The organism is Kineococcus anabasis, assembly GCF_054590795.1.
In genome coordinates, this window is sequence record NZ_BAAIHU010000009.1 from 494,818 (window position 1) to 509,781 (window position 14,964).

Consider the following 14,964-nt stretch of genomic DNA (forward strand, 5'->3'; position numbering starts at 1 on the left):
CCGGCGGGGCGGGGCTCAGATCCCGCGGGCCGAGCGCTCGCCGTGCAGGCGCGTCAGGACCGCCTGGACCACCTCGTCGGGCCCGCCGATCACGGGCACCACGAACCCGGGCTCCTCCTCGGCGAGCGGCTGCAGGGCGTCGAGCTGGCTGCGCAGCAGGCTGGGGGGCATGTAGTGGTCCCTGCGCTCGGCCAGCCGGACCGCGAGGACGGACTCGGGGACCTCGAGCTCGCAGAACACCACGGACGGGTTGCCCTCGCGCAGCAGCTCCCGGTAGCTGCGCTTGAGCGCCGAGCACGTCACCACGGCGTCGCGCCCGGCGGCCTCCTGCTGCCCGACCCACTGCCCGATGGAGCGCAGCCACGGCCAGCGGTCGTCGTCGTCGAGGGGGGTGCCAGCCGCCATCTTCGCCACGTTGGCGGGCGAGTGGAACTCGTCGCCCTCGGCGTACAGCCAGCCGAGCCGCTCGGCGACGCCCTGGGCCACGGTGGTCTTGCCGGATCCGGAGACCCCCATCACGACGAGGGTCGTGGTGCCGCGGGGGTCGCCGTCCGGGGTGCTTCCGCTGGTGTTGATGGCGTTGTCCTTCCACTCGCCGCCGCGGGGGCGACCCGCAGCATCCTGGTGTTGCCGAGGGTGTTGGGCTTGACGCGGGCCAGGTCGAGGAACTCGGCCACGCCCTCGTCGTGGGAGCGGAGCATCTCCGCGTACACCTCCGGGGAGACGGGGGTGCCCTCGATCTCCACGAAGCCGTGGGCGGCGAAGAAGCTGGTCTCGAAGGTGAGGCAGAAGAGCCGGTCGACGCCGAGCCGCCCGGCGCGCTCCAGCAGGGCGGTGAGGAGGGCGTGGCCCACGCCCCGGCCGCGCACCCTGGGCGCGACGGCGAGGGTGCGCACCTCGGCCAGGTCCTCCCAGAGCACGTGCAGGGCGCCGCAGCCGACGATCCGCCCGTCCAGCTCCGCGACGACGAACTCCTGCACCGCCTCGTAGAGGGTGATGACCTCCTTGGCCAGCAGGATGCGCTCGCTGGCGTACGCCTCCACCAGGGCCCGGACCTGGGCCACGTCGCCGGTGCGGGCGGGCCGCACGAGCACGCCACCGCCGGGGGCGTCGGGGTCGGGCGCGGCGGAGGGCATCGCCCGATGGTGCCAGGTGCGCCCCCGGCCCGCGCCGACCACCCCCGGCCGTCCCCCTCACCCACCCACCCCGCCCCGCCCTGGGCTCGCCCGCCCCTCCCGCCCTTCTCCGGATATGGGCGCCCCCCGGGCCTCCCGCACCACCCGAACCCGGAGATGGGCGACCGAACACCCCTCCCGCACCGCCCGAACCCGGAGATGGGCGACCGAACACCCCTCCCGCACCGCCCGAACCCGGAGATGGGCGCGCAAGAGGTGCCGACCTCGTCCCCACCCGGACGCGCGAGAGGGCCGGACCCCGGGTGGGGTCCGGCCCTCTCGACGGACGGTCGGCGCGTGCCGGGCGGCCTCAGGCCGCCGGCGTCACTCCGCGTCGGGCGTTCCGGCGGCGTCCACGGCCACCGTCACGGGCAGGTCGGCCTTCATGGCGCCCTCGAAGGTGAACCGCTTGACGCCGTCCTCCTCCACCGCGTCCACGAGCACGATCTGCCCGGGCCGCAGCTCGCCGTAGAGGATCTTCTCGGACAGGACGTCCTCGACGTCCCGCTGGATGGTCCGGCGCAGCGGCCGGGCACCCATGACCGGGTCGTAGCCCTTGGTGGCGAGGTGGACCTTCGCCGCCGGGGTGAGCTCGATGCCCATGTCCTTGTCCTTGAGGCGGTCGTCGAGGCGGGCCAGCATGAGGTCCACGATCTCGATGATCTCGTCCTGGGACAGCTGCGGGAAGACGACGATGTCGTCGACGCGGTTGAGGAACTCGGGCCGGAAGTGCTGCTTGAGCTCCTCGTTGACCTTGGACTTCATCCGCTCGTAGTTGGTGAGCTTGGAGTTGCCCGTCGGCACGAAGCCGGTGGGCGCGCCCTTGGAGATGTCCCGCGTCCCGAGGTTGGTCGTCATGATGATCACGGTGTTCTTGAAGTCCACCGAGCGACCCTGGCTGTCGGTGAGGCGGCCGTCCTCCAGGATCTGCAGGAGCGAGTTGAAGATGTCCGGGTGGGCCTTCTCCACCTCGTCGAAGAGGACGACGGAGAACGGCTTGCGCCGCACCTTCTCGGTGAGCTGGCCGCCCTCCTCGTACCCGACGTAGCCGGGGGGCGAGCCGAACAGCCGCGAGACGGTGTGCTTCTCGGAGAACTCGCTCATGTCGAGCTGGATGAGGGCGTCCTCCTCGCCGAAGAGGAACTCCGCCAGCGCCTTGGCCAGCTCGGTCTTCCCGACGCCGGTGGGGCCGGCGAAGATGAAGGAGCCACCGGGACGCTTGGGGTCCTTCAGGCCGGCGCGGGTGCGGCGGATGGCCTGGGACAGCGCCTTGACCGCGTCGGACTGCCCGACGATGCGCCGGTGCAGCTCGCCCTCCATGTTGAGCAGGCGCGAGGACTCCTCCTCGGTCAGCTTGAAGACGGGGATGCCCGTGGCCGTGGCCAGGACCTCCGCGATCAGCTCCTCGTCGACCTCGGCGACGACGTCCATGTCCCCGGACTTCCACTGCTTCTCGCGCTCGGCGCGCTGCATGAGCAGCTTCTTCTCGCCGTCGCGCAGGGAGGCGGCCTTCTCGAAGTCCTGCGCGTCGATCGCGGACTCCTTCTCGCGGCGCACGTCGGCGATGCGGTCGTCGAACTCGCGCAGGTCCGGCGGCGCGGTCATGCGGCGGATGCGCAGCCGTGCGCCGGCCTCGTCGATGAGGTCGATGGCCTTGTCCGGGAGGTACCGGTCGTTGACGTAGCGGTCCGCGAGGGTGGCGGCGGCCACGAGGGCGGAGTCCGTGATGGACACCCGGTGGTGCGCCTCGTAGCGGTCGCGCAGGCCCTTGAGGATCTCGATGGCGTGCGCCAGGGAGGGCTCGGGCACCTGGATGGGCTGGAAGCGCCGCTCCAGGGCGGGGTCCTTCTCGATGTGCTTGCGGAACTCGTCGAGGGTGGTCGCCCCGATGGTCTGCAGCTCACCGCGCGCGAGCATCGGCTTGAGGATGCTGGCGGCGTCGATCGCGCCCTCCGCGGCACCCGCCCCGACGAGGGTGTGGATCTCGTCGATGAACAGGATGATGTCGCCGCGGGTGCGGATCTCCTTGAGGACCTTCTTCAGCCGCTCCTCGAAGTCACCGCGGTAGCGGCTGCCCGCGACCAGCGCGCCGAGGTCGAGCGTGTAGATCTGCTTGTCCTTGAGGGTCTCGGGGACCTCCCCGCGGACGATGCCCTGGGCCAGGCCCTCGACGACCGCGGTCTTGCCGACACCGGGCTCCCCGATGAGGATCGGGTTGTTCTTGGTGCGGCGGGACAGGACCTGCATGACGCGCTCGATCTGCGTCTCGCGGCCGATGACCGGGTCCAGCTTGCCCTCGCGCGCGGCCTGGGTGAGGTTGCGGCCGAACTGGTCGAGGACGAGCGAGCCGGAGGGGGTGCCCTCCTGGGGGCCGCCGGAGGTGGCCGGCTCCTTGCCCTGGTAGCCGGACAGGAGCTGGATGACCTGCTGGCGGACGCGGTTGAGGTCGGCGCCGAGCTTGACGAGGACCTGGGCGGCGACGCCCTCGCCCTCGCGGATGAGGCCGAGCAGGATGTGCTCGGTCCCGATGTAGTTGTGCCCGAGCTGCAGCGCCTCGCGCAGGGACAGCTCCAGCACCTTCTTGGCCCGCGGCGTGAAGGGGATGTGCCCCGAGGGGGCCTGCTGACCCTGGCCGATGATCTCCTGGACCTGCTCGCGGACGGCGTCCAGCGAGATGCCCAGGGACTCGAGCGCCTTCGCGGCGACGCCCTCGCCCTCGTGGATCAGCCCGAGCAGGATGTGCTCGGTCCCGATGTAGTTGTGGTTGAGCATCCTGGCTTCTTCCTGAGCCAGGACGACGACCCGTCGGGCGCGGTCGGTGAACCTCTCGAACATGCGGCGCTCCTCGCGGGTGGTCGGGACCGGGGGCATTCCCCCCAGCGGACCACTCCGATGCTAGACCTGGGCCCTGACAGCTTCACCCCGCACCGGTGGTTCTCGCAGCCGGAGCGGGTGGACAGCACCCCTCACCGGTGTCAACGGGTGCTCACGGGGCGCTGTTCCGGTCGGCTGTTCGCTGTCGGCGTACCGCCGCGGCCGCCGGGGGCCGTCCGGGAGGGCGGCCCCCTCCCTCCCCGCCGGCCCGGCGGGGAGGGAGGGGAGGACCCCGGGGCGCTCAGCCCGCGACCGGCACCCCGGCCGCCAGCAGCGGCGCCCAGGCGGTGTCCCCGCGCGGCTCGTAGCGCTCGAGCCGCTGCGTGCGCCGCAGCAGCTCGCGGGCGTGGGCGCGGCCGCGCACCACGCCGAGGGCGGTGGCCTGCGCCAGCAGGTTGCCCAGCGCGGTGGCCTCCACGGGTCCCGCCAGCACCGGCAGGCCGCAGGCGTCGGCGGTGGCCTGCATGAGCAGCGCGTTGAGGGCACCGCCACCGACGACGTGGACGACGTCGACCTCGCGGCCGGACAGGCGCACCGCGTCGGCCAGGGTCCGGGCGTGGGCCAGGGCCAGGCTGTCCACGACGCACCGGACCACCGCGGCGGGGGTGGTGGGCACCGGCTGGCCCGTGCGCCGGCACAGCCTGGCGATGCGCCCGGGCACGTCCCCGGGTGCGGCCAGGGAGGGGTCGTTGGCGTCGACCACCGAGCGCAGCGCCGGCTCGGCGGCCGCGGCCGCCAGCAGGGCGGTGAGCTCGGGCGCGCCGCCCTCCCGCTGCCACTGGCGCATGCTCTCGGCCAGCAGCCACATGCCGGTCACGTTGCGCAGGTACCGGATGGTCCCGTCGACGCCCACCTCGTTGGTGAAGTCGGCGGCGAGGCTGTCGGCGCTCAGGACGGGCGCGTCCAGCTCGACGCCCACGAGCGACCAGGTGCCGCAGGAGATGTACGCGAAGCGCTCCCCCTGCGCGGGGACCGCGAGCACCGCCGAGGCGGTGTCGTGGGAGCCCACCCGGTGCACCACGGCGCGCCCGTCGTCGCCGACGCGCCCGCGGACGGGGGCCAGCAGCGGCCCGGCGGCGCTGCCCGGCTCCACGATCTGCGGCAGCAGGCGCCGGGGCAGGCCCAGGGCGTCCAGGACCTGCGCGGACCAGCGCCCGGCGCGCACGTCGTAGAGCTGGGTGGTGGAGGCGTTGGTGCGCTCGGCCCCCACCGCGCCGGTGAGCCGGTGCACGAGCAGGTCCGGCAGCATCAGCAGGTGCTCGGCGCGCTCCAGCAGCGCGTCGTCCTCGGCGAGGAGCTGGTAGGCGGTGTTGAAGGGCAGGAACTGCAGCCCCGTCACGCCGTACCAGTCCTCGTCGCTGATCACCGTGCGCAGCCGCTCGCGCAGCCCGGCGGTGCGCTCGTCGCGGTAGTGCACCGGGTCCGCCGGCAGCGTCCCGTCCGCGGCGAGCAGGCCGTAGTCCACGGCCCAGGTGTCCACGCCGATGCTGGCGAGCCCGCCGCGCTCCCGGGCGCGCTCCCCGGCGGCGGCCAGGCCCGCCAGGACGCCCTCCTGCAGGGCCGGCCAGTCCCAGCGCAGGTGCCCGGAGCGCACGGACGGCTCGTGCGGGATGCGGTGGACGACCTCCGCCTCCAGGGTGTCCGGCCCGACGCGGCCGAGGACCACGCGGCCGGAGGAGGCCCCGAGGTCGACGGCCGCGGCGAGCAGCTCGCGGGTGCTCACGAGCGTCCTCCCCGCCCGCTCACCGCAGGAAGGCGGCGGCGACGCCGGAGTCGACGGGGACGTGCAGGCCCGTGGTGCGGTCCAGCTCCCCGGCGGTCAGGGCGAAGACGGCGTTGGCGACGGACTCCGGCAGCACCTCGCGCTTGAGCAGGGTGCGCTGGGCGTAGTACGCGCCAAGCTCCGACTCCGGCACGCCGTAGACGGCGGCGCGCTTGGCGCCCCAGCCGCCGGCGAAGATGCCGGAGCCGCGCACCACCCCGTCCGGGTTGATGCCGTTGACGCGGATCTGGTGCTCGCCCAGCTCCGCCGCCAGCAGCCGCACCTGGTGGGCCTGGTCGGCCTTCACCGCGGAGTAGGCGATGTTGTTGGGGCCGGCGAAGACGCTGTTCTTGGAGGAGATGTAGACGATGTCCCCGCCCATGCCCTGCGCGATCATGATGCGGGCGGCCTCGCGGGAGACGAGGAACGAGCCCTTGGCCATGACGTCGTGCTGGAGGTCCCAGTCCTTCGCGGTGGTCTCCAGCAGCGGCTTGGAGATGGACAGCCCGGCGTTGTTGACCACGAGGTCCACCCCGCCGAAGGCCAGCACGGCCTCGGCCAGGGCGGCGGCCACGGCCTCCTCGTCGGAGACGTCCGCGGCGACCCCGACGGCCACGTCGGCGCCGCCGATGCCCTCCGCCGCGGCCTGCGCCTTCGCGAGGTCGAGGTCGGCGATGACGACGCAGGCGCCCTCGGCGGCCAGGCGCTCGGCGGTGGCCCGCCCGATGCCGGAGGCGGCGCCGGTGACGAACGCGACGCGCGTGGCGAGCGGCTTGGGCTTCGGCATCCGGGCGAGCTTGGCCTCCTCCAGCGCCCAGTACTCGATGCGGAACTTCTCCGACTCCTCGATGGGGGCGTAGGTGCTGATCGCCTCCGCGCCGCGCATCACGTTGATCGCGTTGACGTAGAACTCCCCCGCGACCCGCGCGGTCTGCTTGTTCCTCCCGAAGGAGAACATGCCCACCCCGGGCACCAGCACGATCGCCGGGTCGGCGCCCCGCATCGCCGGGGAGTCCGGCGCGGCGTGGCGCTCGTAGTAGGCGGCGTACTCGTCGCGGTAGGTCGCGTGCAGCTCGCGCAGCTCGTCCTCGACCCGGTCCAGGGGCGCGTCGGCCGGCAGGTCGAGCACGAGGGGGCGGACCTTGGTCCGCAGGAAGTGGTCCGGGCAGGAGGTGCCCAGCTCCGCCAGGGGCAGGAGCTTCTCGCGGGAGAGGAGGTCCAGGACCTCCGGCGAGTCGGTGAAGTGCCCGAGCTGGGGCGCGTCGGTGGAGGCCAGGCCGCGCAGCAGCGGGAACAGCGCGGCGGCCCGGGCGCGCCGCTGCGCCTCGGGGAGGGGCTCGTAGCCCTCGCGCACCGCGCCGAAGGGGTGCTCCGCGCGCGCGGCCGTCCGCTCGGCGATGAACCGCTCGGCGGTGCGGACGATCTCCAGGGAGTTCGCCTCGCACTCCTCGCTGGTGGCGCCCCAGGCGGTGACGCCGTGCCCGCCCAGGATGCAGCCGATCGCCTGCGGGTTGGCCGCCTTGACCGCGGCGATGTCCAGGCCGAGCTGGAAGCCGGGGCGGCGCCACGGCACCCACACGACGCGCTCGCCGAAGCACTCCTTGGTGAGCGCCTCGCCGTCCGCGGCGGTCGCCAGCGCGATGCCGGAGTCCGGGTGCAGGTGGTCGACGTGCGCGGCGTCGACGAGGCCGTGCATGGCGGTGTCGATCGAGGGGGCCGCGCCGCCGCGCCCGTGCAGGCAGTAGTCGAAAGCGGCGACCATCTCGTCCTCGCGCTCGAGACCCGGGTAGACGCCGGCGAGGGCGCGCAGCCGGTCCAGGCGCAGGACGGCCAGGCCGGCCTCGGTCAGCGTGCCGAGGTCACCGCCGGACCCCTTGACCCACAGCAGCTCCACGTCCCCGCCGGTGACGGGGTCGCGGTCGGTGCCCTTGGCGGAGGTGTTCCCCCCGGCGTAGTTGGTGTTGCGCGGGTCCGCCCCCAGGCGGTTGCTCCGGGCGATCAGCGCCTCGGGCGTCGTGCTCATGACCGGGTTCCTCCAGGTTCTCGGCGTGGTGCGTGCGGCTCGTCGGGAGGGCGGGGGCTCAGGCGCCCCAGCCGGCCTGCGCGCCACCGACGCGCTCGGCGGCGATCTTCCGGGCGTAGCCGGAGGCGGCGTAGGCGGCGTGCGGGTCGCGGGGCAGGCCCTGGCTCTCGCGCAGGTCGGCCAGCAGCGGGCGGACGTCGGTGTTGTAGGCGTCCATGAGCACCGCGTGGGCGCCCAGGACGTCCCCGGCGGTCTGCGCGGCGGCCAGCGCCTCGCGGTCGACGAGCAGCGCCTTGGCGGTGGCCTCCTGCACGTTGGTCACCGAGCGGATCTGCGCGGGGATCTTCGGCTCGAGGTTGTGGCACTGGTCGAGCATGAAGTTCACTCCGGAGTCCGGGCGCAGGGCGTCGGCCCGGACGATCTCGTTCATGATCCGGAAGAGCTGGAAGGGGTCGGCCGAGCCGACGATGAGGTCGTCGTCGGCGTAGAAGCGGGAGTTGAAGTCGAAGGCGCCGAGCTTCCCGATGCGCAGGAGCTGCGCGACGATGAACTCGATGTTGGTGCTCGGCGCGTGGTGGCCGGTGTCGAGCACGACGCTCGCCTGCGGCCCGAGGGCCAGGCAGTGCAGGAGCGCGGTCCCCCAGTCGGGGACGTCCATCGTGTAGAAGTGCGGCTCGAAGATCTTGTACTCGAGGATGATGCGGTGCCCGGGGTCCAGCGCCGCGTAGATCTCCCGCAGGCCCTCGGCGAGGCGCTCCTGGCGGGCGCGGATGTCGTCCTGACCGGGGTAGTTCAGCCCGTCCGGCAGCCAGATCTTCAGGTCCCGCGAGCCGGTGGCGCGCATGACGTCGAGGCACTGCAGGTGGTGGGCGACGGCCTTGGCCCGGACCGCCGCGTCGGCGTTGCACAGCGAGCCGAGCTTGTAGTCGTCGTCCTGGAACGTGTTGGAGTTGATGGCGCCGATGGAGACGCCCTCGTCGGCGGCGTGGGCGGCGAGCTTGCCGAAGTCGTCGACGAGGTCCCAGGGGATGTGCAGGGACACGCGCGGGGCGGCGCCGGTGAGGCGGTGGACCTGGGCGGCGTCGGAGATCTTCTCGAACGGGTCGCGGGGGACGCCGGGCTGCGCGAAGACCTTGAACCGGGTCCCGGAGTTGCCGAACGCCCAGGAGGGGAGCTCGATCCCGAAACCTCGCAGGGCGTCGAGTGCTGCGGCCTGGCGGCTGTCGTCGGTCATCGCTGTGCTCCTGCTCCCCTGGGCTCGGCGTCGGTGCCGGCCGCGTCGTCGGTGGGTTCCTGGCTGGGTGTGCGGGTGGTCGCGGCGTCGCCGGGCCCGGGCAGCGCGGCGAGCTGGGCGTCGAGGTCGAACACGGTCTCCAGCGGGCGCACGGCCTCGTCGGGGGCACCGTCGAGCGCGACGAAGAACGGCGCCATCTCGGCCTGCCAGCGCGCGTTGACGTCGGTGCGGCCCATGGCGGCGACCGCGGCGGCGAGGTCGTCGGTCTCGACCACGCCCACGAGGAGGCCGTCGGGGCGCAGGTGCAGCGTGTAGGAGTTCCAGCCGGTCCCGTGCAGCGCCCGCAGCATCTCCGGCCACACCGCCGCGTGCCGCTCGCGGTACTCCTCCAGCCGCTCCGGGCGCACCTGGAGGGTGAACACGACGCGGTTCACGCCGGCACCCGCGGGCATCCCCGGCACCTCGTCCGGACCACCATGTCGTCACTCCTTTGTGAAACGTTTCACTACATTCTCAAAGTACGGTGCCGCGCGCCCCGCCGTCAAGGTGTCCCCAGCCGTCCGCCGACCGTTACGATCACCGGATGACCCCCGTGAGCATCAAGGAGGTCGCCGCGCGCGCCGGCGTCTCCGTGGGGACGGTCAGCAACGTCCTGAACCGGCCCGATGCCGTGTCCTCCGCCAACCGCGAGCGCGTCCAGCAGGCCATCGACGACCTCGGTTTCGTCCGCAACGAGTCCGCCCGCCAGCTGCGCGCGGGCCGCAGCCGATTCCTCGCGTTCGTCGTCCTCGACGTCTCGAACCCCTTCTTCACCGACGTCGCCCGCGGCGCGCAGGAGGCCGCCGACGCGGCGGGGATGGTGCTGCTGCTGTGCACCAGCGACGAGCAGGTCGAGCGGGAGCGGCGGCACCTGGAGGTGCTGCGCGAGCAGCGCGTCACGGGCGTGCTCCTCTCCCCCGTCGACAGCTCCCCGGACCGGCTGGCCGAGCTCGTCGCGGGACCCCGCCCGCTGGTCCTGGTGGACCGCGTCGCATCCGGTGGGCAGACCTGCGCCGTCGCGGTGGACGACCTGCACGGCGGAGGCCTCGCCGCGCGGCACCTGCTGGAGTGCGGCCACCGCCGCATCGCCTTCGCCGGCGGCCCCGCCGGGTTGCAGCAGGTGCAGGACCGCCTCGCCGGAGCCCGCGCCGCGGTCGCCGCGGCCGGGGAGGACCCCGCGGCCGTCACCGTGGTGGAGCTCGACGGGCTCGGTGTCGAGGAGGGCCGGCGGGCCGGCGGGATCATCGCGGCGATGCCCGTGCGGCGGCGGCCCACCGCCGTGTTCTGCGCCAACGACCTCGTCGCGCTCGGGGTCCTGCAGGACGCCACCGCGCGCGGGGTCCGCGTGCCGCAGGACCTCGCCATCGTCGGGTACGACGACATCGACTTCGCCGCCGCGGCCGCCGTGCCGCTGACGTCGGTGCGCCAGCCGCGGCACCAGCTCGGGCGGACGGCGGTCGAGCTGCTGCTGGCGGAGGCGGAGGGGGTGCCGGGCCACGAGCACCGGCAGGTCGTCTTCGAGCCGGAACTGGTCGTCCGCCGCTCCAGCCAGCACCGCCGCCCGCGCCGCTGAGGGCCCCGCCCGGCACCCGGTCCGGGTGCGGAGGTGCCGGTGCGGCGCGTGAGGTGCCGGTACGCGGGGGGACACGACGTGCCGGCCCGGGGGCTCAGGCCGCCGGGAGGGCGACCGCGAGGCGGGGGCGGACCAGGACGCGGTCCACGGCGTGCAGGCCGAGCACCCACAGGGCGGGCAGGACCAGCACGACCCCCGGCAGCAGCACCGCCAGCAGCACCGCGATCCCGGTGACCACCACGACCGCGGCGCCGGCCGCCGGGACGCGCAGCAGCGCCTGCCACCCCGCCGCCAGCGCCGAGCGCCAGGACCTGCCGTCGGCCAGGCGCGGCACCGCCAGCAGCACCACCGCGGCCAGGCACGTCACGGCCACCAGCAGCGCACCGGCGGCCACCTCCCCGCCGGGCACGGTGCCCGCCCGCAGCCACCTGTGCTCGGCGGCCACGACCAGCACGGCGAGCACCCCCACCGCGCTGACCACGGCCCCCGGCAGCAGCCGCCGCACGAACACCGAGCCGGTTCGCGACCAGGGCGGCAGCTCGTCCTCCTCGCACCAGTGCCCGACGGCGCCGGACAGGGCCGCGACGACCGCCCCGGCCGTCAGCACGGGCGCGCAGAGCAGGGCGGCGACGAGGCCCAGCAGGCAGAGCTCGGAGACCCGGCGCAGCTGCTCCTTCCAGCCCCGCCCCGACCCCGTCGGCTCCGGCGGCCGGCGGCGGGGAGCCGCCGTGCCCCGCGCCGCCCGGCTCACCCCTTGATCCCGCTGGTGTTGATGCCGTCCACGATGAGCCGCTGGAACACCAGGAAGAAGAGGAAGACCGGGATCAGCGACAGGACGGACATGGCGAACATCGGGCCGATGGCGTTCTGCCCGGAGGAGTCCAGGAACAGCCGCAGGCCGATCGGGATCGTGTACTTCTCCAGGTCGTTGAGGTACACGAGCTGGGTGAAGAAGTCGTTCCACGTCTGGATGAAGGAGAACACGGCGGTGGTCACCAGCGCCGGCTTCGTCAGCGGCAGCACGATGCGGGCGAAGGTGGAGTAGGGACCGCAGCCGTCGATGGCCGCCGCCTCGTCCAGGGTGCGCGGGATGCCCCGCATGAACTGGACCATGAGGAAGACGAAGAAGGCGTCGGTCGCCAGGAGCTTGGGCACGATCAGCGGCAGCGACGTGTTGACCCAGCCGAGGTTGTTGAAGAGCACGTACTGCGGGACCACGAGGACGTGGTGCGGCAGCAGCAGCGTGCCGATCATGAGGGCGAACCAGAACCCGCGCAGCGGGAACCGCAGCCGGGCGAAGGCGTAGGCGGCCAGGGCGCAGGAGACGACGTTGCCCACGACCACGCCCAGCGAGACGATCACGCTGTTCGCGAAGAACGTGGCGAACGTGACCCCCGGGATGCCCCGCCAGCCTTCCGCGTAGTTCCCCGGGGTGAACCGCTCGGGGAGGATGCTGACGTTGTTGGCGATCTCCTGCGGCGCCTTGAGCGACGTCCCGAACATGTAGGCGATCGGGTAGAGGGCGACCACCAGCAGCGCGATCAGGACCGCGTGCGCGGCGGTGCCGTTGTACCAGGGCCTGCGCACCGCGGCGGGCCGGGGCGGCTCGGGCGCCAGCGGCGCCGCGGCGAGGGTGTCCGGGGCGGTGGTCATCAGTGCTCCCCCTCGTCGGCGTAGTGGACCCACATGGAGCCGGTCCGGAAGACGACGGCCGTGATGATGCCGAGGACGATGAGGAACACCCACGCCATGGCCGAGGCGTAGCCCATCTGGAAGTCCCCGAAGCCCCGCAGGTACAGGTACAGGGTGTAGAGCAGGGTGGAGTCGGCCGGGCCGCCGGTGCCGCCGGAGATGACGAAGGCCGCGGTGAAGCCCTGGAAGCCGGCGATCGTCTCCAGCACCAGGTTGAAGAACAGCACCGGGGAGAGCATCGGGATGGTGATGTTCCAGAACTGCTGCCAGCGCCCGGCACCGTCGAGGGAGGCGGCCTCGAACATCTCCGTCGGGATCTGCTTGAGACCGGCGAGGAAGATCACCATCGGGGCGCCGAACTGCCACGCCGCGAGCAGCACGAGGGTCCCGAGGGCGGTGTCCGGGTGCGTGATCCAGCTCCGTCCCTCGATGCCGACGTAGCCGAGGATCTGGTTGATGGCGCCGGAGCCGCCGAAGAGCGTCTGCCACACGATGGCGATGGCGACGCTGCCGCCGAGCAGCGAGGGCACGTAGTACAGGGAGCGGTACCAGCCCACGCCCCGCCGGTCCCGGTAGAGCAGCAGGGCCACCCCGAGCGCGACGGCGAGCTTGAGCGGCACGGAGACCAGGGCGAAGAGGACCGTCGCCTTCACCGAGTTCCAGAACTGCGGGTCGTCGGTGAACATGCGGACGTAGTTCTCGGTGCCGATCCACTGCGGGTCCTGCAGCAGGTCGAAGTCGGTGAAGCTGAGGTAGAGCGAGTACAGCATCGGCAGCAGGGTGATGCCGAAGAGCCCGAGGAGCCAGGGCGAGAGGAACACGTAGCCGGAGACGGCCTCGCGCCTGCGGCGGGGGCTGCCCGGGCGGGCCGGGGCCGCCGGTGCGGCCCCGGCCCGTGCGGCGTCCCGCCGGTTGAGGATGTCGGCCACAGGGGCGCTCCTGTCCGTCGTCGGGTCGTGGGTGGTCAGCCGCCGGCGCGCTTGAGCTCGGAGGTGACCTGGGACACGAACTCCTCCGCGGCCTGCGGGATGGGCTGGCGGCCGAAGGCGGCGTTCTCGGCGGCGGTGGTGAGCAGCTTGCCGACCTGCGCGTCACCCTGCGCGGGGACCGGCGGGGTGTCACCGGCGCCCTCGACGACCCTCTCGTGGAAGTCGACGACGTACTTCAGCTGCTCCGAGAAGCTCGGGGTGACCGTCTCGCGCACGGTGGCGCTCGGCGGCAGCCCCCGCTCCGTGCCGAGGATCTTGCCCGCCTCGGGGTCGTTGACGAAGAAGTTGATGACGTCCACCGCGGTGGCGACGTTCTCCCCGCGGCCGTAGGTGGTGAAGAACTGCGAGGGGCGGTCGTAGGCGCCCTCGACGTCACCGGGCAGGGGCATGAGCACCAGCTGGTGGTCCGTCGCCTTGGCCAGCTCGGTGAGCTGGTTGTCGTAGCTGAAGGTGGCCGCCGTCTGCTTGGTGGCGACGGTGTTCTTGGAGATGTCACCGGCGTTGGCGGGCTGGCTGACCTCGGGCGGGGAGGCGGCGCCGCTCTTGCGCAGGCCGTCCCACAGGGTCAGCCAGGCGGTGACGTCCTGCACGGTGAAGCCGGGGGCCTGCCCGTCGTAGAGGTTCTTGCCCTGCTGGCGCAGCCAGTACTCGAAGGCGCTGACGTTGGCGCTCTCGTCGCGGGTGCCCCAGACCTTCTTCCCGGTGCCGTCGGTGACCTTCCGGGCCCAGGCGCCGAACTCCTCCCAGCTCGCCCAGCCGGTCTCGGGCGGCAGCGCCCCGAGCGGCTCCACGACGCTCTTGTCGACGACGAAGGTCTGGGTGTTGGAGGCCAGCGGCACGGCGAAGAGCTTGTCGTCGAGCTGGCCGGTGCCGAGGAGCTTCTCGTTGAACTCGTCCGTCTTCAGCGCCTCCCCCTGGAAGGGCGTCAGGTCGGCGATGAGCTTCTTGTTGGCGTACTCGCGCAGCACCCGGTTGTCGATCTGGATGATGTCGGGGGCGTTGCGGCCCGCCGCCGAGGTGTTGATCTTGTCGTAGTAGCCGCTGTAGCCCTGCCACTGCGTCTTGAAGGTCACGTTGGGGTGGGTCTTGGTGTAGAGGTCCAGCACCTTCTGCGTGTTCTCCGCGCGGGCGGGGCCGCCCCACCAGGCGACGGTGAGGACGACGGGCTCGTCGGTCTTCGGGGCCTGGCTCGCGGCCTGCTCGGCGGGGTTGGAGCCCCCACCGCAGGCGGCGGTGCCGAGGAGGGTCAGGGCGAGCGCTCCGGCCAGGACGTGCCTGCGGGCGGGGCGGGCGGCCGCGGGGGTGGTGCCGGCTTGCCGCGTGCGGGGGTGGGTCATGACGATCTCCTTCGATCTCTGACTGGCCGACGAGGTGGGTCGGGGCGGGCACCCACCGGCGGCCCGACCATTGGGGCACACCGGCACCCCTCCGTCAAGCGCTTTCCCGAGGCTGTCCGCCTGCTGGCGGCATTTGACCGCAAACGTTTGCACGACGGCAAGCCCCCCTCCGGACACGGTTCGGTCGCGCTCGCGCCACGCCGCCCTTGACACGGGCGGCCCCGACGGGGCTAGATCGTCACAAACCTTTTCAGGGCACCGGCGGC

The 14,964-nt window shown here is 73.0% G+C and carries 10 protein-coding genes and 2 pseudogenes; 1 reads left to right on the top strand and 11 read right to left on the bottom strand.

The annotated features are described in order from the left end of the window. Window positions 1–15: 15 nt before the first annotated feature. The 7 genes and pseudogenes from ACYQBY_RS16860 to ACYQBY_RS16890 form a co-directional block, all read right to left on the bottom strand. Complete coding sequence (locus ACYQBY_RS16860; protein ID WP_459645018.1) at window positions 16–516, bottom strand: gluconokinase; 501 nt, start codon at window positions 514–516, stop codon at window positions 16–18. Window positions 517–614: 98 nt separating this feature from the next. Further along, window positions 615–1,136 (bottom strand): annotated as a pseudogene (locus ACYQBY_RS16865) (amino-acid N-acetyltransferase); the annotation flags it as partial. 363 nt (window positions 1,137–1,499) lie between these two features. Next, window positions 1,500–4,010 (bottom strand): ATP-dependent Clp protease ATP-binding subunit, encoded by a 2,511-nt coding sequence (locus ACYQBY_RS16870; protein ID WP_459645019.1) that lies wholly within the window; start codon window positions 4,008–4,010, stop codon window positions 1,500–1,502. A 280-nt stretch (window positions 4,011–4,290) separates the two neighbouring features. Then, the gene (locus tag ACYQBY_RS16875; protein ID WP_459645020.1) at window positions 4,291–5,772 is read right to left on the bottom strand and encodes a rhamnulokinase; all 1,482 of its coding nucleotides are present in this window, start codon (window positions 5,770–5,772) and stop codon (window positions 4,291–4,293) included. Window positions 5,773–5,791: 19 nt separating this feature from the next. Further along, window positions 5,792–7,834, bottom strand: coding sequence for a bifunctional aldolase/short-chain dehydrogenase (locus ACYQBY_RS16880; protein WP_459645021.1), 2,043 nt, complete (start codon window positions 7,832–7,834; stop codon window positions 5,792–5,794). Between the two features lie 58 nt (window positions 7,835–7,892). Continuing rightward, complete coding sequence (gene rhaI, locus ACYQBY_RS16885; RefSeq protein WP_459645022.1) at window positions 7,893–9,068, bottom strand: L-rhamnose isomerase; 1,176 nt, start codon at window positions 9,066–9,068, stop codon at window positions 7,893–7,895. A 119-nt stretch (window positions 9,069–9,187) separates the two neighbouring features. Next, a pseudogene (locus ACYQBY_RS16890) lies at window positions 9,188–9,502 on the bottom strand (L-rhamnose mutarotase); the annotation flags it as partial. Window positions 9,503–9,651: 149 nt separating this feature from the next. Between ACYQBY_RS16890 and ACYQBY_RS16895 the strand changes: the two are divergent. Then, complete coding sequence (locus ACYQBY_RS16895; protein WP_459645023.1) at window positions 9,652–10,680, top strand: LacI family DNA-binding transcriptional regulator; 1,029 nt, start codon at window positions 9,652–9,654, stop codon at window positions 10,678–10,680. Between the two features lie 94 nt (window positions 10,681–10,774). Here ACYQBY_RS16895 and ACYQBY_RS16900 read toward each other — a convergent pair whose 3' ends face one another. The 4 genes from ACYQBY_RS16900 to ACYQBY_RS16915 are packed head-to-tail and all read right to left on the bottom strand — an operon-like array spanning window position 10,775 to window position 14,698. Further along, window positions 10,775–11,431, bottom strand: coding sequence for a hypothetical protein (locus ACYQBY_RS16900; RefSeq protein ID WP_459645024.1), 657 nt, complete (start codon window positions 11,429–11,431; stop codon window positions 10,775–10,777). Beyond that, window positions 11,428–12,333, bottom strand: a complete 906-nt coding sequence (locus tag ACYQBY_RS16905) for a carbohydrate ABC transporter permease (protein ID WP_459645025.1) — start codon at window positions 12,331–12,333, stop codon at window positions 11,428–11,430. Before ACYQBY_RS16905 ends, ACYQBY_RS16900 begins: the two co-directional genes overlap by 4 nt. Continuing rightward, entirely contained in the window at window positions 12,333–13,301 is a 969-nt protein-coding gene (locus tag ACYQBY_RS16910; protein WP_459645026.1) for a carbohydrate ABC transporter permease, read from the bottom strand. The genes ACYQBY_RS16905 and ACYQBY_RS16910 overlap by 1 nt, the downstream gene beginning before the upstream one ends. A 35-nt stretch (window positions 13,302–13,336) precedes the next feature. Beyond that, window positions 13,337–14,698, bottom strand: coding sequence for an ABC transporter substrate-binding protein (locus tag ACYQBY_RS16915; RefSeq protein ID WP_459645027.1), 1,362 nt, complete (start codon window positions 14,696–14,698; stop codon window positions 13,337–13,339). Window positions 14,699–14,964 lie beyond the last annotated feature (266 nt).

What these genes read in the sequence shown, in the direction of transcription:
- ACYQBY_RS16860 (WP_459645018.1), bottom strand. Translation starts at nt 516, where the DNA reads ATGGGGGTCTCCGGATCCGGCAAGACCACCGTGGCCCAGGGCGTCGCC.
- ACYQBY_RS16870 (WP_459645019.1), bottom strand. Translation starts at nt 4,010, where the DNA reads ATGTTCGAGAGGTTCACCGACCGCGCCCGACGGGTCGTCGTCCTGGCT.
- ACYQBY_RS16915 (WP_459645027.1), bottom strand. Translation starts at nt 14,698, where the DNA reads ATGACCCACCCCCGCACGCGGCAAGCCGGCACCACCCCCGCGGCCGCC.
- ACYQBY_RS16905 (WP_459645025.1), bottom strand. Translation starts at nt 12,333, where the DNA reads ATGACCACCGCCCCGGACACCCTCGCCGCGGCGCCGCTGGCGCCCGAG.
- ACYQBY_RS16895 (WP_459645023.1), top strand. Translation starts at nt 9,652, where the DNA reads ATGACCCCCGTGAGCATCAAGGAGGTCGCCGCGCGCGCCGGCGTCTCC.
- ACYQBY_RS16880 (WP_459645021.1), bottom strand. Translation starts at nt 7,834, where the DNA reads ATGAGCACGACGCCCGAGGCGCTGATCGCCCGGAGCAACCGCCTGGGG.
- rhaI (WP_459645022.1), bottom strand. Translation starts at nt 9,068, where the DNA reads ATGACCGACGACAGCCGCCAGGCCGCAGCACTCGACGCCCTGCGAGGT.